Origin of the sequence: Stenotrophomonas nitritireducens, from assembly GCF_001431425.1 — a bacterium.
Classification (GTDB): domain Bacteria; phylum Pseudomonadota; class Gammaproteobacteria; order Xanthomonadales; family Xanthomonadaceae; genus Stenotrophomonas; species Stenotrophomonas nitritireducens.
In genome coordinates this window covers 300,492-322,412 of record NZ_LDJG01000003.1, presented here as the reverse complement: position 1 = coordinate 322,412, position 21,921 = coordinate 300,492, and the positions used below count along the sequence as shown (strand labels likewise).

The following is a 21,921-nucleotide window of genomic DNA, read 5'->3' as shown; positions in this document are numbered from 1 at the left end:
GGCATCCGCACCGCGGCCGAACCAGGCTGCCGGCGCCTGCTGCAGCAGGCCCAGCGCCAGGCCCGCGCCCAGCAGTTCGCTCTTCAGGCGCGCCTTGTCATCCGCGCTTTCGGCCTTGCGCGCTTCACCGGCGATGCGGGCCACTTCGGCCAGCGCCAGCGGTGTGTTGAGGTCATCCTCCAGCGCCGCTTCCACCGCGGCCGGGATGGCGGCCTCGGCCGGGATGTCGCCCAGGTCGCGCAAGGTGCCGTAGAGCCGGTCCAGGGTACGCACGGACTGCTCGATCAGCGCATCGGACCAGTCCAGCGGCTGCCGGTAGTGGGCCGACATCAGCGCGTAGCGCAGCGCTTCGGGCGGGTGCTGTCGCACCAGGTCGTGCACGCGTTCGATGTTGCCCAGCGACTTGCTCATCTTGGCGCCGCCGAAATTGAGCATGCCGTTGTGCAGCCAGAAACGGGCGAAGGTACGGCCGCCGTGGGCGCATTCGCTCTGCGCGATCTCGTTCTCGTGGTGCGGGAACTGCAGGTCCACGCCGCCGGCGTGGATGTCGATGGTCTCGCCCAGGTGGGCGGCGGCCATCGCCGAGCATTCGATATGCCAGCCCGGGCGGCCGCGGCCCCAGGGCGACTCCCAGCCGGGCAGATCGTCGCTGGACGGCTTCCACAGCACGAAATCGCCGGCATCGCGCTTGTACGGAGCGACCTCGACGCGGGCGCCGGCCAGCATTTCGTCCGGGTCGCGGCGCGAGAGCCTGCCATAGCCATCGAAGGTATTGACCGCGAACAGCACGTGGCCGTCGGCGGCATAGGCGTGGCCGGCCTCGATCAGCCGCCCGATCATGGCGACGATCTGCGGAATGTGGGCGGTGGCTTCGGGCTCGATGTCCGGCGGGGCCACGCCCAGCGCGGCCATGTCCTCCCGGTAGGCGGCGGCGAAGCGGTCGGTGATGGCCGAGATCTGCACGCCCTGTTCGCGCGCCGCGGCGTTGATCTTGTCGTCGACGTCGGTGATGTTGCGGGCGTAGCGCAGGGCGCCGTAACGCCGCCGCAGCAGGCCGGCGAGCACGCCGAACACCACCGGGCCGCGGGCATTGCCGATGTGCACGTAGTTGTAGACGGTCGGGCCGCACACGTACATGGTCGGGGCGGCGGCATCCAGCGGGGCGAACGGCTCCAACTGCCGGGTCAGGGTGTTGTACAGGTGCAGGGCCATGGGGCGTGCCGTGGGTGGGGTAAGCAGAACCGGTAATTCTAGCGGGCCGGGGCAGGGCGGGCACGCCCGGGCTGGGCAGCGGGACGGCGGACGGGTAATGTTCAGCCTCCGTCCTTCGCGCTGCCTACACTATATCGGTGGTCATCCATCATCCGTCCCCGTTGAAGTGTCGATGAAGCGCGCTCCCGTGTCGCTGTCCATCGCGTGCCTGCTGGCCGTCTCCGCCGTGCCGGCCGGGGCGCAGAGCCCCGATCTGCGCAACCGCGTGGCCGTCGTCGAGAACGTGCGTTACGACTATGCGCAGGTGCTCAACGTCGAGCCGGTGTTCCAGACCCTGCGCGCCACCCGTACCGAGGAACACTGCGAGCCGGTCTCCACGCTCACGCTGGCGCCGGTCGAGGTCAAGGGCGAGGAGGAGAAGGGCGGCTTCCGCCGCTTCTGGGATTCGGTGAAGGGCATCTTCAGCCACCAGGGCGGGGAGGACGAGGCCGACGAGGCGCGCCGCGCGAATGCCGCTGGCAACGGCGCGCTGCTTACCCCGGAGTGCCGCATCATCGAGGTCGGCCGCGAGTTCCGCCGGCCCATCGCCTATGACGTGGATTACGTCTACAAGGGCGTCAAGTACCGCTCGCGCCTGCCCGAAGACCCCGGCAACCGCCTGAAGCTGCGGGTGTCGATCACCCCCGAGCTGGGCGAGGGCCCGGAGCAGGGGCCGGCGAATCCATGATGTTGCGTCGCGGCACTTGCGTGCCACCGGGACGCGTGCGACCATCTCCGGCGATGAAAGCGAACAGCTTCCAGCACGAAACCAGCACCGCCCGGATGGCTTCCGGCATGACGTCGCGTGCCCGCCGACCGGAATCCCACATATTCGCTGGGTAAGCCGGAGCTTCGTGCTGTCTGTTCGGAAAACCCAGCCCAGGCTGGGTTTTTTCGTTTCTGTTCCGCGAAAGTTTCAACTGCAATGAGCCGCGCGTCAGCGCATACCGCCACCGGCAACGGTGGCTCCCGCAGCAGCAAAGGATGGATCGATGTCTGTGAAGCACTTCTTGAACACCCAGGACTGGAGCCGCGCCGAACTCGATGCGCTGCTGACCCAGGCCGCGTTGTTCAAGCGCAACAAGCTGGGCGATGACCTCAAGGGCAAATCCATCGCCCTGGTGTTCTTCAATCCCTCCATGCGCACCCGTACCAGCTTCGAGCTGGGCGCGTTCCAGCTGGGCGGCCATGCCATCGTGCTGCAGCCGGGCAAGGACGCGTGGCCGATCGAGTTCGACCTGGGCACGGTGATGGATGGCGACACCGAGGAGCACATCGCCGAAGTGGCCAGGGTGCTGGGCCGCTACGTGGACATGATCGGCGTGCGCGCGTTCCCGAAATTCGTGGACTGGCAGTACGACCGCCAGGATGTCGTGCTCAAGGCGTTCGCGAAGTACTCGCCGGTGCCGGTCATCAACATGGAGACCATCACCCATCCCTGCCAGGAACTGGCGCATGCGCTGGCGCTGCAGGAGCACTTCGGTACCAGCGACCTGCGCGGCAAGAAGTACGTGCTGACCTGGACCTACCACCCCAAGCCGCTGAACACCGCCGTGGCCAACTCGGCGCTGACCATCGCCACCCGCCTGGGCATGGACGTGACCCTGCTGTGCCCGGACGAGCAGTACATCCTTGACGAGCGCTACATGGGCTGGGCGCAGCAGAACGTGGCCGAGAGCGGCGGTTCGCTGGCCGTCAGCCACGATATCGCCAGTGCCTACCGCGGCGCCGACGTGGTCTACGCCAAGAGCTGGGGCGCGCTGCCGTACTTCGGCAACTGGGCGCCGGAAAAGCCCATCCGCGACCAGTACAAGCACTTCATCGTCGACGAGGCCAAGATGGCGCTGACCAACAACGGCGTGTTCTCGCACTGCCTGCCGCTGCGCCGCAACGTCAAGGCCACCGACGGGGTGATGGATTCGCCGCAGTGCATCGCCATCGACGAGGCCGAGAACCGCCTGCACGTGCAGAAGGCGATCATGGCCGCGCTGGTCCGCTGATTCCCCCGTCGTTTCCCTTTCCCCCGTATCCACAATGGCGGCTTCCGCGCCGTCCAACGAGACCCCGTACATGACCACCCCCAACGACTCCCGCGACATCGTCCTGGCCTTCTCCGGCGGCCTGGACACCAGCTTCTGCGTGCCCTACCTGCAGGAGCGCGGCTGGAACGTGCACACCGTGTTCGCCGACACCGGCGGCGTGGACGCCGAGGAGCGCGAGACCATCGAGAAGCGCGCCGCCGAACTGGGCGTGGCCAGCCACGTCACCGTCGATGGCGGCCCGGCGATCTGGGACGGTTTCGTCAAGCCGTTCGTGTGGGCCGGCGAGGGCTACCAGGGCCAGTACCCGCTGCTGGTGTCCGACCGCTACCTGATCGTCGATGCCGCCCTCAAACGCGCCGCCGAGCTGGGCACCAACGCCATCGCCCACGGCTGCACCGGCATGGGCAACGACCAGGTGCGCTTCGACCTGGCGGTGAAGGCGCAGGGCGACTACCGCATCCTCGCGCCGATCCGCGAGATCCAGAAGGAGCACACCCAGACCCGCGCCTACGAGCAGGCCTACCTGGAAGAGCGCGGCTTCGGCGTGCGCGCCAAGCAGAAGGCCTACACCATCAACGAAAACCTGCTGGGCGTGACCATGTCCGGCGGCGAGATCGACAAGTGGGAAGCCCCGGGCGAAGGCGCGCGCGGCTGGTGCGCGCCGCGCAGCGCGTGGCCGATCGAGCCGCTGACCGTGACCCTGAAGTTCGTCGAAGGCGAGGCGGTGGAGCTGGACGGCAAGGCGCTGCCGGGCGAGCAGATCCTGGGCAAGCTCAACAAGCTGTTCGCCCCCTATGGCGTCGGCCGCGGCGTGTACACCGGCGACACCGTGATCGGCCTGAAGGGCCGCATTGTGTTCGAAGCGCCGGGCCTGACCGCGCTGCTGGCCGCGCACCGCGCGCTGGAAGAAGCGGTGCTGACCAAGCAGCAGAACCGCTTCAAGCCGGAGGCGGCGCGCAAGTGGGTGGAGCTGGTCTACGAAGGCTTCTACCACGACCCGCTGAAGACCGACCTGGAGGCCTTCCTGAAGTCTTCGCAGGGCAAGGTCAACGGCGAGGTGGTGCTGGAGACCCGCGGCGCCCGCGTCGATGCGGTGGCGGTGAAGTCCCCGCACATCCTCAATGCCAAGGGCGCGACCTACGCGCAGTCGGCCGACTGGGGCGTGGAAGAGGCCGAAGGCTTCATCAAGCTGTTCGGCATGAGCTCCACGCTGTACGCGCAGGTCAACAACAGCTGAGGACGACGGCATGGGCGGGCTGCGCGTCAGTACGGACAAGGGGGAACTGGACGTTCCCCTGGTCCACCGCTTCCTCTCGACCGGGGCCTACTGGAGCCCCGGCGTGTCGAGGGAGACGGTGGAGCGTGCGATCGCCGGCTCGCTGTGCTTCGGCGGATACCTGGAAGGCACGGGGCAGGTGGCGTTCGCGCGGGTCGTCACCGACGCGGCCACGTTCGCCTACCTGGCTGATGTGTTCGTCCTGCCGGAGCATCGTGGCCGCGGCCATTCCCGGCAGCTGATGGAAGCGGTCATGGCCCATCCGCAGTTGCAGGGGCTGCGCCGTTTCATGCTGGCGACCCTGGATGCGCATGACCTGTACGCGCAGTACGGCTTCGCGTCCGTCGCCCGGCCCGAGCGGCTGATGGAAATCACCCGTCCGATTCCCTGACCGGCGCGGATACCGCCGGCTCCTACTATCTCCTGCATACCGATGACCGACCTGCTCGACAACACCCTGACGCACCTGGAAAAGCTGGTGTCCTTCGACACCCGCAATCCGCCGCGCGCGATCACCACCGGCGGCATCTTCGACTACCTGCGCGCCAACCTGCCTGGGTTCGAGGTAGAGGTGATCGACCACGGCGCCGGTGCGGTCAGCCTGTACGCGGTGCGCGGCACGCCGAAGTACCTGTTCAACGTGCACCTGGACACGGTGCCGGATTCGCCGCACTGGAGCGCCGATCCGCATGCGATGCGGCGCCTGGACGACCGCGTGGTCGGCCTGGGCGTGTGCGACATCAAGGGCGCCGCCGCCGCGCTGGTGGCCGCGGCCAACCTGACCGATGGCGATGCGGCCTTCCTGTTTTCCTCGGACGAGGAGGCCAACGACCCGCGCTGCATCGCGGCGTTCCTGGCGCGCGGCATTGCCTATGAGGCGGTGCTGGTGGCCGAGCCGACCATGAGCGAGGCGGTGCTGGCGCACCGCGGCATCAGCTCGGTGCTGATGAAGTTCAGCGGCCGTGCCGGACATGCATCGGGCAAGCAGGATGCGGCGGCCAGCGCCCTGCACCAGGCGATGCGCTGGGGCGGCCGCGCGCTGGACCATGTCCAGTCGCTGGCGCATGCGCGTTTCGGCGGCCTGACCGGGCTGCGTTTCAACATCGGCCGGGTCGAAGGCGGCATCAAGGCCAACATGATCGCGCCCGAGGCGGAGCTGCGTTTCGGTTTCCGGCCGCTGCCGTCGATGGACATCGACCAGCTGCTGGCGACCTTCGCCGGTTTCGCCGAGCCGGCCGCCGCGCACTTCGAGGAAACCTTCCGTGGCCCGAGCCTGCCGTCGGGCGACATCGCACGCGCCGAAGAGCGGCGCCTTGCCGCGCGCGATATCGCCGACGAACTGGGCCTGCCGATCGGCAACGCGGTCGATTTCTGGACCGAAGCCTCGCTGTTCTCCGCCGCCGGCTACACCACGATGGTCTATGGCCCCGGCGACATCGCCCAGGCCCATACCGCCGACGAGTTCGTGACGCTGGAGCAGTTGCAGCGTTACGCCGGCTCGGTCCTGCAGATCCTGCAGCGCGGCGCCTGAGCGGCCGCGTTCCTCCACCCCACGACAGACGAATCCAATGCAACCCCACCGCCAGACCCGCCAGACCATCGTGCGCCTGCTTTCGAGCATGGCCAGCGCGAAGGAGATCAGCCAGTACCTCAAGCGTTTCTCGCAGCTGGACGCCAAGCGCTTCGCCGTGGTCAAGGTCGGCGGCGCGGTGCTGCGCGACGACCTGGAAGCGCTGACCTCCTCGCTGTCGTTCCTGCAGGAGGTCGGGCTGACCCCGATCGTGCTGCATGGCGCCGGCCCGCAGCTGGACGCCGAACTGTCGGCGGCCGGCATCGAGAAGCACACCGTCAACGGCCTGCGCGTGACCACGCCCGAGGCGCTGGCAATCGTGCGCAAGGTGTTCCAGCAGTCCAACCTGCAGCTGGTCGAGGCGCTGCAGCAGAACGGCGCGCGCGCCACCTCGATCACCGGCGGCGTGTTCGAAGCCGAGTACCTGGACCGCGATACCTACGGGCTGGTCGGCGAGGTGAAGCGGGTCAACCTGGCACCGATCGAGGCCAGCCTGCGCGCCGGTTCGATCCCGGTCATCACCTCGCTGGGCGAAACCCCGAGCGGGCAGATCCTCAACGTCAACGCCGACTTCGCCGCCAACGAACTGGTGCAGGAACTGCAGCCGTACAAGATCATCTTTCTCACCGGCACCGGCGGCCTGCTCGATGCCGAGGGCCGGCTGATCGATTCGATCAACCTGTCCACCGAGTACGAGCACCTGATCCAGCAGCCGTGGCTGCACGGCGGCATGAAGGTCAAGATCGAGCAGATCAAGGACCTGCTGGACAGGCTGCCGGAGGAATCCTCGGTATCGATCACGCGCCCGGCCGACCTGGCCAAGGAACTGTTCACCCACAAGGGCTCGGGCACGCTGGTGCGCCGCGGCGAGAAGGTACTCAAGGCGACGTCGTGGGAACAGCTGGACACCGCGCGGCTGAAGAAGCTGATCGAGTCCAGTTTCGGCCGCACCCTGGTGCCGGACTACTTCGAGAAGACGAAGCTGCTGCGCGCCTATGTCAGCGAGAACTACCGCACGGCGGTGATCCTCACCGACGAAGCCGAGGGCGTGTACCTGGACAAGTTCGCCGTGCTCGACGACGCGCAGGGCGAAGGCCTGGGGCGCGCGGTGTGGAACGTGATGCTGGAGGAAACCCCGCAGCTGTTCTGGCGCTCGCGCAACGGCAACCCGGTCAACCATTTCTATTACGCCGAGTCCGACGGCTGCTACAAGCTCGACCACTGGAAGGTGTTCTGGTACGGCGCCAGCGACTTCGAGCGCATCCGCGGCTTCGTCGAGCACTGCGGCAGGCGCACCGCCAGCCTGCAGGGATGAGGCCATGAACCAGCCCTCGGCCAACACCTGCTGGAACACGGTGCCGGAACTGCGCGGCGCGCATGTCGCGCTGGAACCGCTGCGGCTGGAGCATGTGCCGGCGCTGCGGCAGGCGCTGGGCGAGGGCGAGCTCTCGCGCCTGTGGTACGCCAACGTGCCGGCGCCGGACGCGGTGGAGCGCTATGTCGCCGCGGCGCTGGACGCGCAGGCACGGGGCGATGCGCTGCCATTCGCGGTCAGGGACGCCGCTGGCGACGTGGTCGGCAGTACCCGTTTCTATGCGCTGGACGCGGGCGTTCCGCGCCTGAATATCGGCTACACCTGGTACCACCGGCGCGTGCAGCGCACCGGCCTGAATACCGAGGCCAAGGCGCTGTTGCTGCGGCATGCCTTCGAGGCGATGGGCTGTATTGCCGTTGGCTTCGAAACCAGCTGGTTCAACCACGCCTCGCGCGCCGCCATCGCCCGGCTCGGGGCGAAACAGGACGGCGTGCTGCGCAACCACAAGCGCCACGCCGACGGCACGCCGCGCGACACCGTGGTGTTCTCCCTCCTCGACAACGAATGGCCGGCGGTATGCAGCCATCTGCAGTCCCTACTGGATTCGCATTCATGACCGACAGGAAATTCTCGCTGGGCATCGTCGGTGCCCGCGGCCACACCGGCGCCGAGCTGATCCGGCTGATCGCCGCGCACCCGCGGATCGAACTGGCCTTCGTGTCCTCGCGCGAGCTGGACGGCCAGCGCGTGTCCGACCACAACGACGGCTACAGCGGCGAGCTGCACTATGAAAGCCTCGACCCGCAGGCGGTGGCCGCCAAGGGCGCCGACGCGGTGATCCTGGCCCTGCCCAACGGCAAGGCAGAAGCCTTCGTCGCCGCGCTGGATGCGGCCAGGCCCGACACGGTGATCGTGGATCTCTCGGCCGACTACCGTTTCGATACCACCTGGTATTACGGCCTGCCGGAACTGACCCGCGGCGACTACGCCGGGCAGAAGCGCATCAGCAACCCGGGCTGCTACGCCACCGCCATGCAGCTGGCGATCACGCCGCTGCTGTCGCAGCTGGCCGGGCCGCCGGCCTGTTTCGGCGTGTCCGGCTATTCCGGCGCGGGCACCACCCCGTCGGACAAGAACAACACCGACCTGCTGCGCGACAACCTGATGCCGTACGCATTGACCGACCACGTGCACGAGCGCGAGGTATCCACGCGGCTCGGCGTGCCGGTGGAGTTCATGCCGCATGTCGCGCCGCATTTCCGCGGCATCACCCTCACCGCGAACCTGTGGCTGCAGCAGCCGCTCAAGCGCGAAGAGGTGATGGCGCTGTACCAGCAGCGCTATGCCGGCGAACCGCTGGTGGACGTTGTGGACGAAGCGCCATGGGTCAGCCGCATCGCCGGCCGCCACGATGTGCAGATCGGGGGCTTCACCCTGGCCCCGGGCGGCAAGCGCGTGGTGGTGGTGGCAACCATCGACAACCTGCTCAAGGGCGCGGCGACACAAGCGCTGCAGAACCTCAACCTCGCGCTGGGACTGCCCGAACTGACCGCGATTCCGCATTGACCTGATTCCCGTAGGAGCGGCTTCAGCCGCGATGGGGACTTACTGGTAAAGCTCCATCGCGGCTGAAGCCGCTCCTACCGGGAAAACTACTCGAGAGACTCCGATGACCAACCTGTTGTGGCAGAAACCCGGCGTCGCGGTGGACGCCAAGATCCAGGCCTTCCTCGCCGGCGACGACGTGATCCTGGACCGCGAATTCTTCCTGCACGACATCCAGGCCAGCACCGCCCATGCCGAAGGCCTGCAGCACATCGGCATCCTGTCGGCCGACGAACTGGCCGCGCTCAAGCGCGAGCTGGCGCTGCTGGCCGACGATTTCCGCAGCGGCGCCTTCGTGCTGGACGAACGCTACGAGGATTGCCACTCGGCCATCGAGGCGCGCCTGACCGAGCGCCTGGGCGATGCCGGGCGCAAGATCCACACCGGCCGCAGCCGCAACGACCAGATCCTCGTCGCCACGCGCCTGTGGTTGAAGGAAAAGCTGGAGCGCGTGGCGCAGGTCAGCCGCGAGGTGGCGAAGGTGGCGCTGGACCGCGCCAGCGCCGAACAGCAGCAGCCGCTGCCCGGCTATACGCACATCCAGCGTGCCGTGGTGTCTTCGGCGGGCATGTGGTGGGCCGGCTGGGCCGAGGCCTTCATCGACAACGCGGTGCGCGCGGCCGACACGCGCCGGCTGATCGACTGCAACCCGCTGGGCACCGCCGCCGGCTATGGCGTCAACCTGCCGCTGGACCGCGAGCACACCACGCGCGCGCTCGGGTTCGCGCGCATGCAGGTCAGCCCGATCTACGCGCAGCTATCGCGCGGCAAGTTCGAACTGGCCGCGCTCGAAGCGCTCGGCGGCGCGACCCTGGACCTGCGCCGCATCGCCTGGGACCTGTCGCTGTTCACCACCGGCGAGTTCGCCTTCGTGGCGCTGCCGGCGCAGTACACCACCGGCAGTTCGATCATGCCGAACAAGCGCAACCCGGACGTGATCGAACTGATGCGCGCCACCCACGCCAGCGTGGCCGCCGCGCGCACCGAGATCGAGCAGCTGCTGTCGCTGCCGTCCGGCTACCACCGCGACCTGCAGGCGTCCAAGGGCGCGATCTTCCACGGCTTCGGCCGCGGCCTGGCGGCGCTGGAACTGCTGCCGGCGCTGCTGTCCAACCTGGACTGGCGCGACGACCACATCCGCGCCGCGATCGATTCGGGCATGTATGCCACCGACGTGGCGGTGGATGCCGCCGTGGCCGGCGTGCCGTTCCGCGAGGCTTACAAGGCGGCAGCGGCTGCTGCGGATACGGCGGGGCAGGGACGCACGCCGGAGGGCAGTCTGGCCGCACGCGTGTCGCCGGGCGCGGCGGCCGACCTGCGGCTGGACGAACTGCAGGCGCGCTGGGCGGCTTTGTGACGCACGTAGAGCGGGGCAACGCCCCGCTGGAGCTTCACCGGCAAGTCCCCGACGGGCATTGCCCGGCGCAACAGAAGCGCGGTGATCCATAGCCTTGTAGAGCGGGGCAACGCCCCGCTGGGCTTTACCGCGATGCCCATCGCTGCAGACGGTTGGAAACGAAAGCATCCCCCACATCCGCCTCGCGGCGGTGCACCATCAACAACCGCATTCGATGCCGTGGAGAACAACGTGAAGCTGTACCTGGTGATGGCCATGCGCAAACCGACGTTCGACGCGAGTGTGATCGGGCCGCACAAGGCTTTCCTCGATGCGCTGCGTGCGCAGGGGCGGTTGCACCTGACCGGCGGCTTCAGCGACGGCAGCGGTGGCGCCTACGTGCTGCGCGATGTCGATGACCTGGAGCAGGCGCGCGCCATCGTCGCCACCGATCCGCTGGCCCTGCAGGACTGCTCGGAACTGAGCGTCCACGAATGGAACACCCGCTGAGCCCATGAACGACGCCGCGCCTTCGCCTTTCGCCGAACAGGCCCTGCCGCCGTGGCGGCGCGCGGTGCTCAAGGTCGGCAGCAGCCTGCTGGCGGCCGATGGCGGCGGCCTGACCCCGCGTTTCGCGCTGGGCCTGGCGCAGTTCGTTTCGGCCAACCTGCTGGCCGGCAGGGAAATGGTGATCGTATCGTCCGGCGCGGTCGCGGCCGGTCGCGCCATCGTGCCCAGGGCGGCCGAGGCCGGCGCGGCCATCGCCGCGCGGCAGGCGCTGGCCGCGCTGGGGCAGGCGCAGCTGATCGCCCTGTGGCAGCGCTTCTTCGAGCGGCCGGTGGCGCAGGTGCTGCTCACCCACGACGACCTGCGCAACCGCCGCCGCTACCTCAATGCGCGCGCCACGCTGGCCGAACTGCTGGCGCTCGGCGCATTGCCGGTGATCAACGAGAACGACACCGTCTCGGTCGACGAACTCAAGCTCGGCGACAACGACAATCTGGCGGCCATCGTCGCCGCGCTGGTCGATGCCGACGCGCTGTTCATCGCCACCGACATCGACGGGCTGTACACCGCCGACCCACGCCGCGATCCGCAGGCGCGGCCGATCGACGAAGTGGTCGAGCTGACCGCGCAGGTACTGGCGATGGCTGGCGGCAGCGGCAGCGCGGCCGGCACCGGCGGCATGCATACCAAGCTGCAGGCCGCGGCCAAGGCCGGTGCCGCCGGCATCGACACCTTCCTGTTCAACGGCCGCAGCGGCGAGGTGGTACGCGGGCTGGCGCAGGGCCGGCTGCGCGGCACGCGCCTGCATGCCGGGCGCTCGCGCATCGCCGCGCGCAAATACTGGCTGCGGCACGCGCCGGTCGAGCCGGGCGCCATCGTGATCGACGCCGGCGCCGCGCGTGCCCTGCGCGAAAAGGGCGCTTCGCTGCTGCCTGGCGGCGTGACCGGCGCGGAGGGCGAGTTCCGCCGCGGCGACATGATCGAGGTGCGGGTGGACGGCGAGGGCGGCATGCAATGCGTGGCGCGCGGCATCAGCCAGTACTCGGCGCTGGACGTGCGCCGCATCGGCCGGCGTCATACCCGCGAGATCGAGGCGATCCTCGGCTACACCTATGGCGACAACGTGATCCACCGCGACGACCTCGTGCTGCTGCCATGAGCGCATGCCGGCAGGAACGGCTGGAGCCGCTCCTGCCGGAAGACTGGGGCAGGCACGACGAATTGCGCATCTTCCGGGAGCTGCACGCATGACCGACATCAAGACCCTCGCCCTGCAGTGCCGCGATGCCTCGCAGGTGCTGGCACGGCTCTCGAGCGCGGCACGGCGCGACCTGCTCGTGTCGATGGCGGCCGCGCTCGATGCCGATGCCGACGCGATCCTCGCCGCCAATGCGCGCGACCTGCTGGCCGCGCGCGACAAGGGCGTGGGCGCGGCGATGCTGGATCGCCTCGCGCTGGACCCGCAGCGCCTGGCCGGCGTGGCCGACGCCCTGCGTGAGGTCGCCGCGCTGCCCGACCCGGTCGGCGAGGTCACCCGCGACTACGCGCGTCCTAACGGCATCCGCGTGCAGAAGGTGCGCGTGCCGCTGGGCGTGATCGCGATGATCTACGAGGCGCGCCCGAACGTGACCGCCGACGCCGCGGCGCTGTGCATCAAGGCCGGCAACGGCGTGATCCTGCGCGGCGGCTCGGAGGCGATCCACTCCAACACCGCGATCGCCGCCGCGCTCAGGCGCGCCCTGCGCGAGGCCGGGATTCCCGCTGCCGCGCTGACCCTGGTCGAGGACCTGCGCCGCGAGACCATGCTGGAGCTGCTGCAGCTCAACGATGTCATCGACCTGGCGATCCCGCGCGGCGGCGAGGGCCTGATCCGTTTCGTCGCCGAGCATGCACGGGTACCGGTGATCAAGCACTACAAGGGCGTATGCCACCTGTACGTGGACGACAGCGCCGACCAGCAGCTGGCGCTGGACCTGCTGGTCGATGGCAAGGTCTCGCGCCCGGCCGCCTGCAATTCGCTGGAAACCCTGCTGGTGCACGCGGACATCGCGCCGCGCTTCCTGCCGATGGCTGCCGACGCGCTGCGCGCGCGCGGGGTCGAGCTGCGCGGCGACGCGGCCACGCAGGCGCTGGTGGCCGGCGTGGTGCCCGCGGACGAAGCCGACTATGCCGCCGAATACCTGGACCTGATCCTGGCGGTGCGGGTGGTCGATTCGCTGGAGACGGCGATCGCCCATATCCAGCGCCATACCTCCGACCACACCGAGGTCATCGCCACCGGCGATCCGACCCATGCCGAGGCCTTCGTGCATGCGCTGCGCTCGGCGGTGGTGATGGTCAACGCCTCGTCGCGTTTCTCCGACGGCGGCGAACTGGGGCTGGGCGCGGAGATCGGCATCTCCACCACGCGCCTGCATTCCTACGGGCCGATGGGGCTCGAAGCGCTGACCGTGGAGCGCTTCGTGGTGCGTGGCGAGGGGCAGGTGCGGGGGTAATGGCCTCGCAGGAGCGCACCTTGGTGCGCGATAGGCGTTCCCGGTAATGCCTCATCGCGCACAAGGATGCGCGCTGGTTCCTAGCTCCAATGGTCTTCGAGCTGCTGTGGCTTGCAGGCGAACCAGGCGGCGACGAGCAGGACCAGCGAGCACAGCATCAGGAAGGCGAACGACCACGCCCAGCCGCCGCTGAAGCCGTGCAGCCAGCCGAACAGCAGTGGGCCGAGGCTGGCCAGGCTGTAGCCCACGCCCTGCATGAAGCCGGACAGCGCGGCCGAACCGGCCGGCGTGCGGGTACGCAGGTTGATCAGGGTCAGGCCCAGCGGGAAGGTCGACGGGCCCAGGCCGGCGATCACCGCCCATAGCCACGGCGCCTGCATCGGCGCCCACAGCAGGCCGGCGAAGGCGACGGCGTTGAGGCCGAACACCAGCATCGCGATCGGGAACGGATTGCGCATGCGCACCGCCAGTGCCGGTACCAGCAGCGAGGGCAGCAGGCCGATGGCCGAATACACCGCGACCATGACGCCGCCGAAGGATTCGCTGGCGCCGGCTTCGACCATCACCTTCGGCAGCCAGGTGAACAGCGAATAGGTGCCCAGCGAGGTCATGCCGAACATCAGCGCCATGCCCCAGCCCAGCGAGGTCTTCCACACGCGCCCGGGGGCGTGGGCCACGGTTGTGGCTGCCGCCCCCTGCGGCCGCGGCGTGCGCCGGGCCAGCATGATCCACGGCAGCAGCGCGGCCAGCGACAGCAGCGACCACATGCCCAGCGAGATGCGCCAGTCGTAAAGGTCGGCCACCGGCACCGCGAGCAGCGCCGGAACCATCGTGCCGGCCTGCAGCACGGTGATGTAGAGCGTGCTCAAGGTGCCGACGCGGTCGGCGAAGTAGCGTTTTACCAGCGGCGGCACGACCACGTTGCCGATGCCCATGCCGGCCAGCGCGACCGCCGAACCCACCAGCAGCGTGCCGACGCTGTCGGCGCTGGCGCGCAGCAGCAGGCCGGCGGTAGCCAGCAGCATGGTCAGCGCGGCGGTGCGTTCCAGCCCGAGCCAGCGGATCAGGCGCGGCGTGCTCAGGCCGAGCAGGGCGAACGCGGCGGTCGGCATCATGCCGAGCACCCCGGTCATGGTGCTGCCGAAATCGAACAGGTGGCCGAGGCGGTCCAGCAGCGGCGTCAGCGAAGTGACCGCGCTGCGCAGGTTGGCCGAGACCAGGATGATGGCGGCGAAAGCCAGCAGGCGGCCCTTGAACAGGGAGGCCGGTGGTGCCATGGAAGCGGGGTTGGACATTGCATGACTCCGGCGCGGACAGGGCGGGGAGGGATGCGTCGTCCGCGGAAACGAGAGGAACCGCCGGGAGCGGTTCCTGGCATCGCCTGCCGATGGCCGGACGTTATCCGGTGCGGATGGCGAAAAAACAAAAGCCGGCGCAAGGCCGGCTTCTGTCGAACTGGTCGGGGAGACAGGATTCGAACCTGCGACCTCTACGTCCCGAACGTAGCGCTCTACCAGACTGAGCTACACCCCGAAGGAGCCGCCTATGATAGCGGTGAGGGCGGGGCCGCGCAACTGTTTTCCGCATGCGGCCGGATCGCCGCAGGCCGCCCCGGGATCCTGCCGGGAATGGCTGGCATTGCCGGCAGGCGGCGGACGCGGAACACGAAAAAGCCCGGCGGACGTTGCCGTCTGCCGGGCTTGGATGTTTCGACCTTGGTCGGGGAGACAGGATTCGAACCTGCGACCTCTACGTCCCGAACGTAGCGCTCTACCAGACTGAGCTACACCCCGCGAAGGAGGCGGAAAGATACTCTCCGGCACGCATTCTTGCAATACCGGAAACGCGATTCCTATCGTCCGGCTTCGGCCCTGCGCTGTTCGCGCGCCTCGAACCACATGCCGTTGAGGATGGCGACGGTGGAGGCCAGGCCGACACCGAGAATCCAGGCGAAATACCACATGGGAATACTCCTTGAAGGGCGTGATGGGGAATGCGTCGTCGTCAGTAGGCGTTGGGGTTGCCGCCCATCTCTTCCAGCGTGGTTTTGCCCTTGAGCACGCGGTACACCCAGGCGGTGTAGGCGATGACGATGGGCAGCAGCAGCGCGGTGGCCAGCAGCATCACCCACAGCGTGAGATGGCTGGAGGACGCGTCCCAGGCGGTTAGGCTGGAACCGGGCTGGCTGGAGGAGGGCAGCAGGAACGGGAACAGCGCGAAACCGACGGTAAGGATGATGCCGGCGATCGACGCACCCGATGCGAGGAAGGCCAGCCCGCCGCGGCGCATGCGCAGCAGCAGCGCGGCGCCCAGCGCGCCGAGCAGGCCTGCCGCCGGCGCCAGGATCGTCGCCGGCATGGTCGTGTAGTTGTGCATCCAGCCGCCGGCCGCGGTGATCTGCACCGTCTTCAGCAGCGGATTGCTGGGGCCGTCGGTCACCACCTGCGAGGTGATCGCGTAGCCGGGCAGACCGAGCGCGACCCACGCACCACCGATGGCGAACAGCGCGAAGCTGGCCAGCGCGGCGATGCTGCCCATGCGCGATGCGCGCTCGGCCACCGGGCCGTCGGTCTTGAGCACCAGCATGGCCGCGCCGTGGGCGACCAGCATCGCCACGCTGAGCAGGCCGGCCAGCAATGCGAACGGCGTCAGCAGGCCGAAGAAGCCGCCGGTATAGAACACGCGCTGGCTGTCGTCGAAGTGGAACGGCACGCCGAGCAGTACGTTGCCCACGGCCACGCCCATGATCAGCGCCGGCACGAAGCCGCCGACGAACAGCGCGCGGTCCCAGTTGTCGCGCCAGCGCTGGCTGGGCAGCTTGCCGCGGTACTTGAAGCCGACCGGGCGCAGGATCAGCGCGAACAGGATCAGGAACATCGCCAGGTAGAAGCCGGAGAAGCTCACCGCGTACAGCGGCGGCCATGCGGCGAAGATCGCGCCGCCGCCGAGGATCAGCCACACCTGGTTGCCTTCCCATACCGGGCCGACGGTGTTGATCACCAGCCGGCGTTCCTCGTCGGTCCGCGCCACGAACGGCAGCAGCGTGCCTACGCCCAGGTCGAAACCGTCCATCACCGCGAAGCCGACCAGCAGCACGCCCAGCAACAGCCACCAGATCACGCGCAGCGTGGTGTAGTCCAGAAGAATGAAGTCCATGGAAGTCTCCTTGCCTCAGGCCTGGCCGGCGGTCGGTGCGGCGGCATGCGGGGATGCCGGCGGCTGCAGCGAGGGCAGGATCTCGTCCGGCCCCTTGGCGATGGCCTTCAGCATCAGCTTGACCTCGATGATCATCAGCACGGTGTACAGGGCGACGAAGCCGGTCAGAGTCAGCACGATCTGGTGCAGCGCCAGGCCCGAGGCCGCGTAGAAGGTAGGCAGCACGCCGTCCACCGCCCACGGCTGGCGGCCGTATTCGGCGACGAACCAGCCGCATTCGATCGCGATCCACGGCGCCGGCAGCGTCCACAGCGCGATCTTCAGGAAGGTGCGCTTGTTCTCGAAGTTGTTGCGGCAGGAGTAGTAGAACGCCACCGCGAAGAAGGCGATCAGGTAGAAGCCCAGCCCGGCCATGACGCGGAAGGTCCAGAACAGCGGCAGCACGGTCGGCACGGTATCCATCGCCGCGCGCGAGATTTCCTCCGGCGTCGCGTTGAGGATGTCGTCGCGGTAGCGCTTGAGCAGCAGGCCGTGGCCCAGGTCCTGCCAGTGCCGGTCGAACATCTCCCGGGCCTGCCGGTCGTTGCGGTCGGCGCGGATGTGTTCCAGCGCTGCATAGGCCAGCTGGCCGCCGCGGATGCGGTGTTCGGCGTGGTCGACCAGTTCCAGGATGCCGGGGATGGGCTGGTCCAGCGAGCGGGTGGCGATCAGGCCCATCAGGTAAGGGATCTTGATCGCGTAGTCGTTGCGGTGGGTCTGCTGGTTGGGAATGCCGAAGGCGGTGAAGTCGGCCGGGGCCGGTTCGGTTTCCCACATCGCCTCGATGGCGGCCAGCTTCATCTTCTGGTGCTCGCTGGCGGCATAGCCGCTCTCGTCGCCCAGCACCGCCACCGACAGCGAGGACAGCAGGCCGAACGCCGCGGCCACCGCGAACGAACGGCGCGCCACGTCGTGGTGCCGGTTGCGCAGCAGGAAGAACGCGCTGATGGACATCACGAACACCGCGCCGGTCACGTAGCCGGCCGAGACCGTATGCACGAACTTGGCCTGCGCCACCGGGTTGAACAGCACGGCCATGAAGTCCACGACTTCCATGCGCATGGTTTCAGGGTTGAACACCGCGCCGACCGGATGCTGCATCCAGCCGTTGGCGATCAGGATCCACAGCGCCGACAGGTTGGTGCCCAGCGCCATCAGCCAGGTGACGGTCAGGTGCTGCACCTTGCTCAGGCGGGTCCAGCCGAAGAAGAACAGGCCGATGAAGGTGGCTTCGAGGAAGAACGCCATCAGCCCTTCGATGGCCAGCGGCGCGCCGAAGATGTCGCCGACATAATGGCTGTAGTACGACCAGTTCATGCCGAACTGGAATTCCATGACGATGCCGGTGCCCACGCCCATGGCGAAGTTGATGCCGAACAGTACGCCCCAGAACAGCGTCATCCGCCGCCAGACGTCCTTGCCGGTCATCACGTAGACGCTCTCCATGATCGCGATCATGAAGGACAGTCCCAGGGTCAAGGGAACGAACAGGAAGTGGTACATCACTGTCAGCGCGAACTGCAGGCGCGACAGATCTACGACTGTCGTGTCGATCATGGCCTGGTCACCTTTCGGGTTTTATGCATCATGCGGGCGGTACGGGGGGAAGGTCTGTGAATTTTCGGTATCCAATGGTGATCCTGCCCTTGACCTGGATCAATGCGACATCGCGTCGCAGCGGTGAACGTGCGGCGCGCGCGGATGCGATCATGCGTGCGCCGATGAATCGATCCTTCCCTGCAGGTTGCCCGTCTTGAGTGAGGTTTCCCATCCGGCCGACGCCGCGCGCCAGCTGCGCCGCCGGCACCAGCAATGGCTGTCCGCGCTCGCCGGCGCCGCACGCGGACAGCAGCGGAGCGCGGCATTGGCGGTATGCCTGTCCGGCGCGCTGCTGGTGGTGCAGGCCGGCGCGATCGCCTGGCTGATCCAGGGCGTGCTTGTCGAGCACCGCCCGGTGGCGCAGCTGGGCCCGGTGTTCGGCGCGCTGGCCCTGGTCCTGCTGCTGCGCAGCGCGCTGGGCGGGCTGTCGCAGAAGGCGGCCGGCGAGGTGGCCGATGCCGCGCGGCTGGCGCTGCGCGAGCAGGTCTACCGGCGCCTGCTCGGCAAGGGGCCGCTGTGGCTGCGCCGCCAGCGCAGCGGCGAACTGGGCGAACTGCTGCTCGCCCATGGCGACGCCATCGAGGGCTATTACGCCGGTTTCCAGCCGGTCCGCGTCGAGGTGATGGTGGTGCCGCTGCTGATCGTCGCGGTGGTGGCCTGGGTCGACTGGACCGTGGCCCTGATCCTGCTGGGTACCGGCCCGCTGGTGCCCGTGTTCATGATGCTGGTGGGATGGGGCGCAGAAGCCGCCGGCCGCGAGCAGTTGCGGGAACTGGCGCGCATGGGCGGGCATTTCGCCGACCGCATCAAGGGCCTGGGACTGCTGCGCCTGTATGGCCGCGGCGAGGACGAACTGGCCGGTATCGCGGCCGCCGCCGAAGGCGTGCGCATGCGCACGATGAAGGTGCTGCGCATCGCCTTCCTGTCTTCCACGGTGCTCGAGTTCTTCGCCTCGGTGAGCGTGGCGATGGTGGCGCTGTACCTGGGCTTGAGCTACCTCGGGATGCTGTCGCTGCACGCCATGGTTCCAACGCTGGGCACCGGCGTGTTCTGCCTGCTGCTGGCGCCGGAGTTCTATGCGCCGCTGCGGCGGCTGGCCGCGCACTACCACGACCGCGCCAACGCGCTGGCCGCGGCCAGCGAGGTCGAGCGCCTGCTGGAGGGCGGCCACGCGGAGGAGGCGGCGACCCCGGCGGTTCCGCTGTGCGCGCCGGAACCGGCGCAGGCGCGTGCGCCGCTGCTGGTCGCCACCTCGCTGGTGTTGCGCCCGATGGGCGCCAGCCACGACGTGTTGACGGATTTTTCGCTGGACATCGAGGCCGGGCAGCGCGTGGCCCTGGTCGGCTCCAGCGGCAGCGGCAAGAGCACCCTGCTGGAAGCGCTGGCCGGCTGGTTGCCGCCGCGCGGTGGGCGCATCGTGTCGCGCGAGGGCATGCGTGTCGGCTACGCCGGGCAGCGTCCGTATCTCTTCCATGGCTCCATCGCCGACAACCTGCGCCTGGCCGATCCCGGCGCCAGCGACGCGCGGTTGCGGGCGGTGGCCGAGGCCGCGCAGGTGATGCGTTTCGCCGGACAGTTGCCGCAGGGGCTGGAGACGGTGATCGGCGAGCGTGGTTTCGGCCTGTCCGGCGGCGAGGCGCGGCGCATCGGTCTGGCACGGCTGCTGCTGCGCGATCCGGACCTGTTGCTGCTGGACGAACCCACCGCCTTCCTCGATCCGCAGACCGAAGCAGACCTGCTGCGGTCGCTGGCCTGTTTCACCCGTGGCCGCGCGGTGCTGATGGCCACGCACAGCGCGGCGGCGATGCAATGGGCCGATCGCGTGGTGCGACTGCAGGACGGGGGACGCGCATGAGCGGCGACGATTCCCTGCGCGTGGTGTTCGCACGGCACCGCTGGCGCCTGCTGCTGGCAGTGGTGCTGCTGCTGGTGACGATGCTGGCGGGTATCGGCCTGCTGGGCCTGTCCGGCGGCTTCCTGACTGCCGCCGCGCTGGCCGGCGCGCTGGGTGCGGGGGCCACGTTCAATTTCTTCTCGCCCTCGGCCGGAATCCGCGCACTGACCCTGGTGCGCATCGCTTCGCGCTACTTCGAGAAGCTGGTCGGCCACGACGCGACCCTGCGCATCGCCCGCGACCTGCGGGTCTGGTTCTTCCGGCGCGCACTGCCGCTGGCGCCGGCGCGTCTGGGCGGCACGCGCACCGGCGAGCTGCTGGCGCGGCTGATGTCCGACATCGGCGAGGTCGACGGCCTGCTGGTGCGTGCGGTGGGGCCGCTGCTGGCGCTGGCCGGGAGCGCGCTGGCGACGATCGCGGTTGCCGCCTGCATCCATTGGCCAGCGGCGGCGCTGCTGCTCCTGCTCTCGCTGCTGGTCGGCATCGGCGTGCCGGTGCTGGCCGTGCGCCATGGCGATGCCGGCGAAGCCGCGCGCGCGCTGCATCGCACGCGGCTGCGCGCGCTGGCCTATGAAGGGCTGGAAGGCGCCGCGGACCTTGCCGCGCTGGGCGCGCTCGACGACTGGCGCGCGCGTGTCGAGGGTGCGGCGCGCCAGCTCGCGGGCGACGACCATCGCCGCCGCGGTCGCCTGATCGCAGGCAACGTACTGCATTCGGCCTGCGCCGGGCTGGGCCTGCTGGCGATGCTGTGGCTGGCGCTTTCCGCCTTCCAGGACGGCAGGATCGAGGCGCCGCTGGCCGCCACGCTGGTATTCCTGACCGTGGCATTGCTGGAAGTCGCCGCCGGCTGCGGCCTGGCCTGGCAGGCGCTGCAGTCGGCGCGCATATCCGCGGCGCGGCTGCGGGCCATCGTCGAACAGCCACCGTCGGTGGTCGATCCCGCGTCTCCGCATTCCTTGCCGGAACCGCCGGCCACGCTTTCGTTCGAGCAGGTGGTGTTCGCCTGGCCCGGCGAAACCCGGCGGTTGCTCGATGGCATCGATCTGCAGCTGCGGCCTGGCGAGCGCATCGCGATCCGCGGCGACAGCGGTTGCGGCAAGACCACCCTGTCGGCCCTGCTGCTGCGGTTGTGGGATCCGCAGCAGGGCAGCGTGCGCTGGGGTGGCGTGGACCTGCGCGAGGTCGCGCAGGACGACTGGCATCGGCGTGTCGCCTGGTTGCCGCAGGGCGCGCCGGTATTCGCGGGCAGCATCGCCGACAATCTGCGCCTGGGCGACCCGCAGGCCGACGAGGCGCGACTGTGGGCGGTACTGGAACAGGTACGGCTGGGGGAGTGGGCGCGCCACCAGGGCGGGTTGTCGGCGTGGGTCGGCGAGAACGGCGCCACGATGTCCGCGGGGCAGGCGCGCCGCCTGGCAATGGCGCGCGCCCTGCTGCGCGATGCACCGTTGATGGTGCTGGACGAGCCGACCGAAGGCCTGGACGTGGATACCGCCGACGCGCTGCTCGTCGATCTGGCGCAGGCTCTGGGTCCGCGCAGCCTGCTGATGATCACCCACGGCCACCTGCCCGAAGGAGTGGTGCATCGCCAGTACAGGCTGCAGAGCGGGCGCTTGATGCCTGAAACCGGCGAAGTGCGGAGCCAGGTCATAGAGCCATCGTGATCGAAGCCCCGCACCTGGAGGCTGTCGGGGCGCTGCCTGCCGGTCCGCTGGCTGCCCAGGGGCCGCGCGGTCCGCTGGGACCAGTCTACCTGCCTTCATATTGCGGCAGCAGCTGACGCCTGAAGCCTGTGTCCTCCAGAGGCCGGACATATCGGGTCTTGATGCCGCGGGG

Annotated in this window: 19 protein-coding genes and 2 tRNA genes; 14 read left to right on the top strand and 7 right to left on the bottom strand. The window is 68.9% G+C overall.

What is annotated here, in order from left to right; translation table 11 throughout:
- Positions 1 to 1,212: cysteine--tRNA ligase (gene cysS / locus ABB22_RS03330; RefSeq protein WP_057505046.1), on the bottom strand; the 1,212-nt coding region annotated here is incomplete at its 3' end.
- 172 nt (positions 1,213 to 1,384) lie between these two features.
- On the opposite strand from cysS, the gene ABB22_RS03325 reads away from it, so the two are divergent.
- From ABB22_RS03325 to ABB22_RS03270, 12 genes are all read left to right on the top strand, one after another.
- The gene (locus ABB22_RS03325; protein ID WP_055769510.1) at positions 1,385 to 1,939 is read left to right on the top strand and encodes a hypothetical protein; all 555 of its coding nucleotides are present in this window, start codon (positions 1,385 to 1,387) and stop codon (positions 1,937 to 1,939) included.
- Between the two features lie 304 nt (positions 1,940 to 2,243).
- Positions 2,244 to 3,251: an N-acetylornithine carbamoyltransferase gene (locus tag ABB22_RS03320; protein WP_055769508.1), complete on the top strand. Its 1,008-nt coding sequence runs from the start codon at positions 2,244 to 2,246 to the stop codon at positions 3,249 to 3,251.
- Between the two features lie 70 nt (positions 3,252 to 3,321).
- Positions 3,322 to 4,530 (top strand): argininosuccinate synthase, encoded by a 1,209-nt coding sequence (locus ABB22_RS03315; RefSeq protein ID WP_425477775.1) that lies wholly within the window; start codon positions 3,322 to 3,324, stop codon positions 4,528 to 4,530.
- Between the two features lie 10 nt (positions 4,531 to 4,540).
- On the top strand, positions 4,541 to 4,960 hold the full coding sequence (locus ABB22_RS03310; RefSeq protein WP_055769504.1) for a GNAT family N-acetyltransferase: 420 nt from the start codon (positions 4,541 to 4,543) through the stop codon (positions 4,958 to 4,960).
- Positions 4,961 to 5,002: 42 nt separating this feature from the next.
- Positions 5,003 to 6,100 carry an acetylornithine deacetylase gene (locus ABB22_RS03305; protein ID WP_055769503.1) on the top strand — a complete coding sequence of 366 codons (1,098 nt, stop codon included), beginning with the start codon at positions 5,003 to 5,005 and terminating at the stop codon, positions 6,098 to 6,100.
- A 37-nt stretch (positions 6,101 to 6,137) separates the two neighbouring features.
- Complete coding sequence (locus ABB22_RS03300; protein WP_055769501.1) at positions 6,138 to 7,454, top strand: acetylglutamate kinase; 1,317 nt, start codon at positions 6,138 to 6,140, stop codon at positions 7,452 to 7,454.
- A 4-nt stretch (positions 7,455 to 7,458) separates the two neighbouring features.
- A complete protein-coding gene (locus tag ABB22_RS03295; RefSeq protein ID WP_055769499.1) occupies positions 7,459 to 8,070 on the top strand; it encodes a GNAT family N-acetyltransferase in 612 nt (203 codons plus the stop codon).
- Complete coding sequence (argC, locus tag ABB22_RS03290) at positions 8,067 to 9,020, top strand: N-acetyl-gamma-glutamyl-phosphate reductase (protein WP_055769497.1); 954 nt, start codon at positions 8,067 to 8,069, stop codon at positions 9,018 to 9,020. The genes ABB22_RS03295 and argC overlap by 4 nt, the downstream gene beginning before the upstream one ends.
- Before the next feature lie 103 nt (positions 9,021 to 9,123).
- The gene (gene argH / locus ABB22_RS03285; RefSeq protein WP_055769495.1) at positions 9,124 to 10,416 is read left to right on the top strand and encodes an argininosuccinate lyase; all 1,293 of its coding nucleotides are present in this window, start codon (positions 9,124 to 9,126) and stop codon (positions 10,414 to 10,416) included.
- A gap of 249 nt (positions 10,417 to 10,665) precedes the next feature.
- The gene (locus ABB22_RS03280; protein WP_055770336.1) at positions 10,666 to 10,905 is read left to right on the top strand and encodes a YciI family protein; all 240 of its coding nucleotides are present in this window, start codon (positions 10,666 to 10,668) and stop codon (positions 10,903 to 10,905) included.
- Positions 10,906 to 10,909: 4 nt separating this feature from the next.
- On the top strand, positions 10,910 to 12,061 hold the full coding sequence (gene proB, locus ABB22_RS03275) for a glutamate 5-kinase (protein ID WP_055769493.1): 1,152 nt from the start codon (positions 10,910 to 10,912) through the stop codon (positions 12,059 to 12,061).
- Positions 12,062 to 12,065: 4 nt separating this feature from the next.
- Positions 12,066 to 13,397, top strand: a complete 1,332-nt coding sequence (locus tag ABB22_RS03270) for a glutamate-5-semialdehyde dehydrogenase (protein ID WP_082443609.1) — start codon at positions 12,066 to 12,068, stop codon at positions 13,395 to 13,397.
- An 80-nt stretch (positions 13,398 to 13,477) separates the two neighbouring features.
- Here ABB22_RS03270 and ABB22_RS03265 read toward each other — a convergent pair whose 3' ends face one another.
- The 6 genes from ABB22_RS03265 to ABB22_RS03240 all read right to left on the bottom strand — a co-directional run bounded on the left by ABB22_RS03265 (position 13,478) and on the right by ABB22_RS03240 (position 18,149).
- Entirely contained in the window at positions 13,478 to 14,692 is a 1,215-nt protein-coding gene (locus tag ABB22_RS03265; RefSeq protein WP_055769489.1) for a CynX/NimT family MFS transporter, read from the bottom strand.
- A gap of 161 nt (positions 14,693 to 14,853) precedes the next feature.
- Positions 14,854 to 14,930, bottom strand: a tRNA-Pro gene (locus tag ABB22_RS03260).
- Positions 14,931 to 15,113: 183 nt separating this feature from the next.
- Positions 15,114 to 15,190 (bottom strand) — tRNA-Pro (locus ABB22_RS03255).
- A 59-nt stretch (positions 15,191 to 15,249) separates the two neighbouring features.
- Complete coding sequence (gene cydX / locus ABB22_RS03250; RefSeq protein ID WP_055769487.1) at positions 15,250 to 15,360, bottom strand: cytochrome bd-I oxidase subunit CydX; 111 nt, start codon at positions 15,358 to 15,360, stop codon at positions 15,250 to 15,252.
- Between the two features lie 41 nt (positions 15,361 to 15,401).
- Positions 15,402 to 16,553: a cytochrome d ubiquinol oxidase subunit II gene (gene cydB / locus ABB22_RS03245; protein WP_055769485.1), complete on the bottom strand. Its 1,152-nt coding sequence runs from the start codon at positions 16,551 to 16,553 to the stop codon at positions 15,402 to 15,404.
- Between the two features lie 15 nt (positions 16,554 to 16,568).
- The gene (locus ABB22_RS03240) at positions 16,569 to 18,149 is read right to left on the bottom strand and encodes a cytochrome ubiquinol oxidase subunit I (protein ID WP_055769483.1); all 1,581 of its coding nucleotides are present in this window, start codon (positions 18,147 to 18,149) and stop codon (positions 16,569 to 16,571) included.
- A 196-nt stretch (positions 18,150 to 18,345) separates the two neighbouring features.
- Here ABB22_RS03240 and cydD point away from each other — a divergent pair, with 196 nt between their 5' ends.
- Both cydD and cydC read left to right on the top strand, forming a co-directional pair.
- Positions 18,346 to 20,046, top strand: a complete 1,701-nt coding sequence (gene cydD / locus ABB22_RS03235; protein ID WP_055769481.1) for a thiol reductant ABC exporter subunit CydD — start codon at positions 18,346 to 18,348, stop codon at positions 20,044 to 20,046.
- A complete protein-coding gene (cydC, locus tag ABB22_RS03230) occupies positions 20,043 to 21,749 on the top strand; it encodes a thiol reductant ABC exporter subunit CydC (protein WP_055769479.1) in 1,707 nt (568 codons plus the stop codon). The genes cydD and cydC overlap by 4 nt, the downstream gene beginning before the upstream one ends.
- Positions 21,750 to 21,921: the final 172 nt, after the last annotated feature.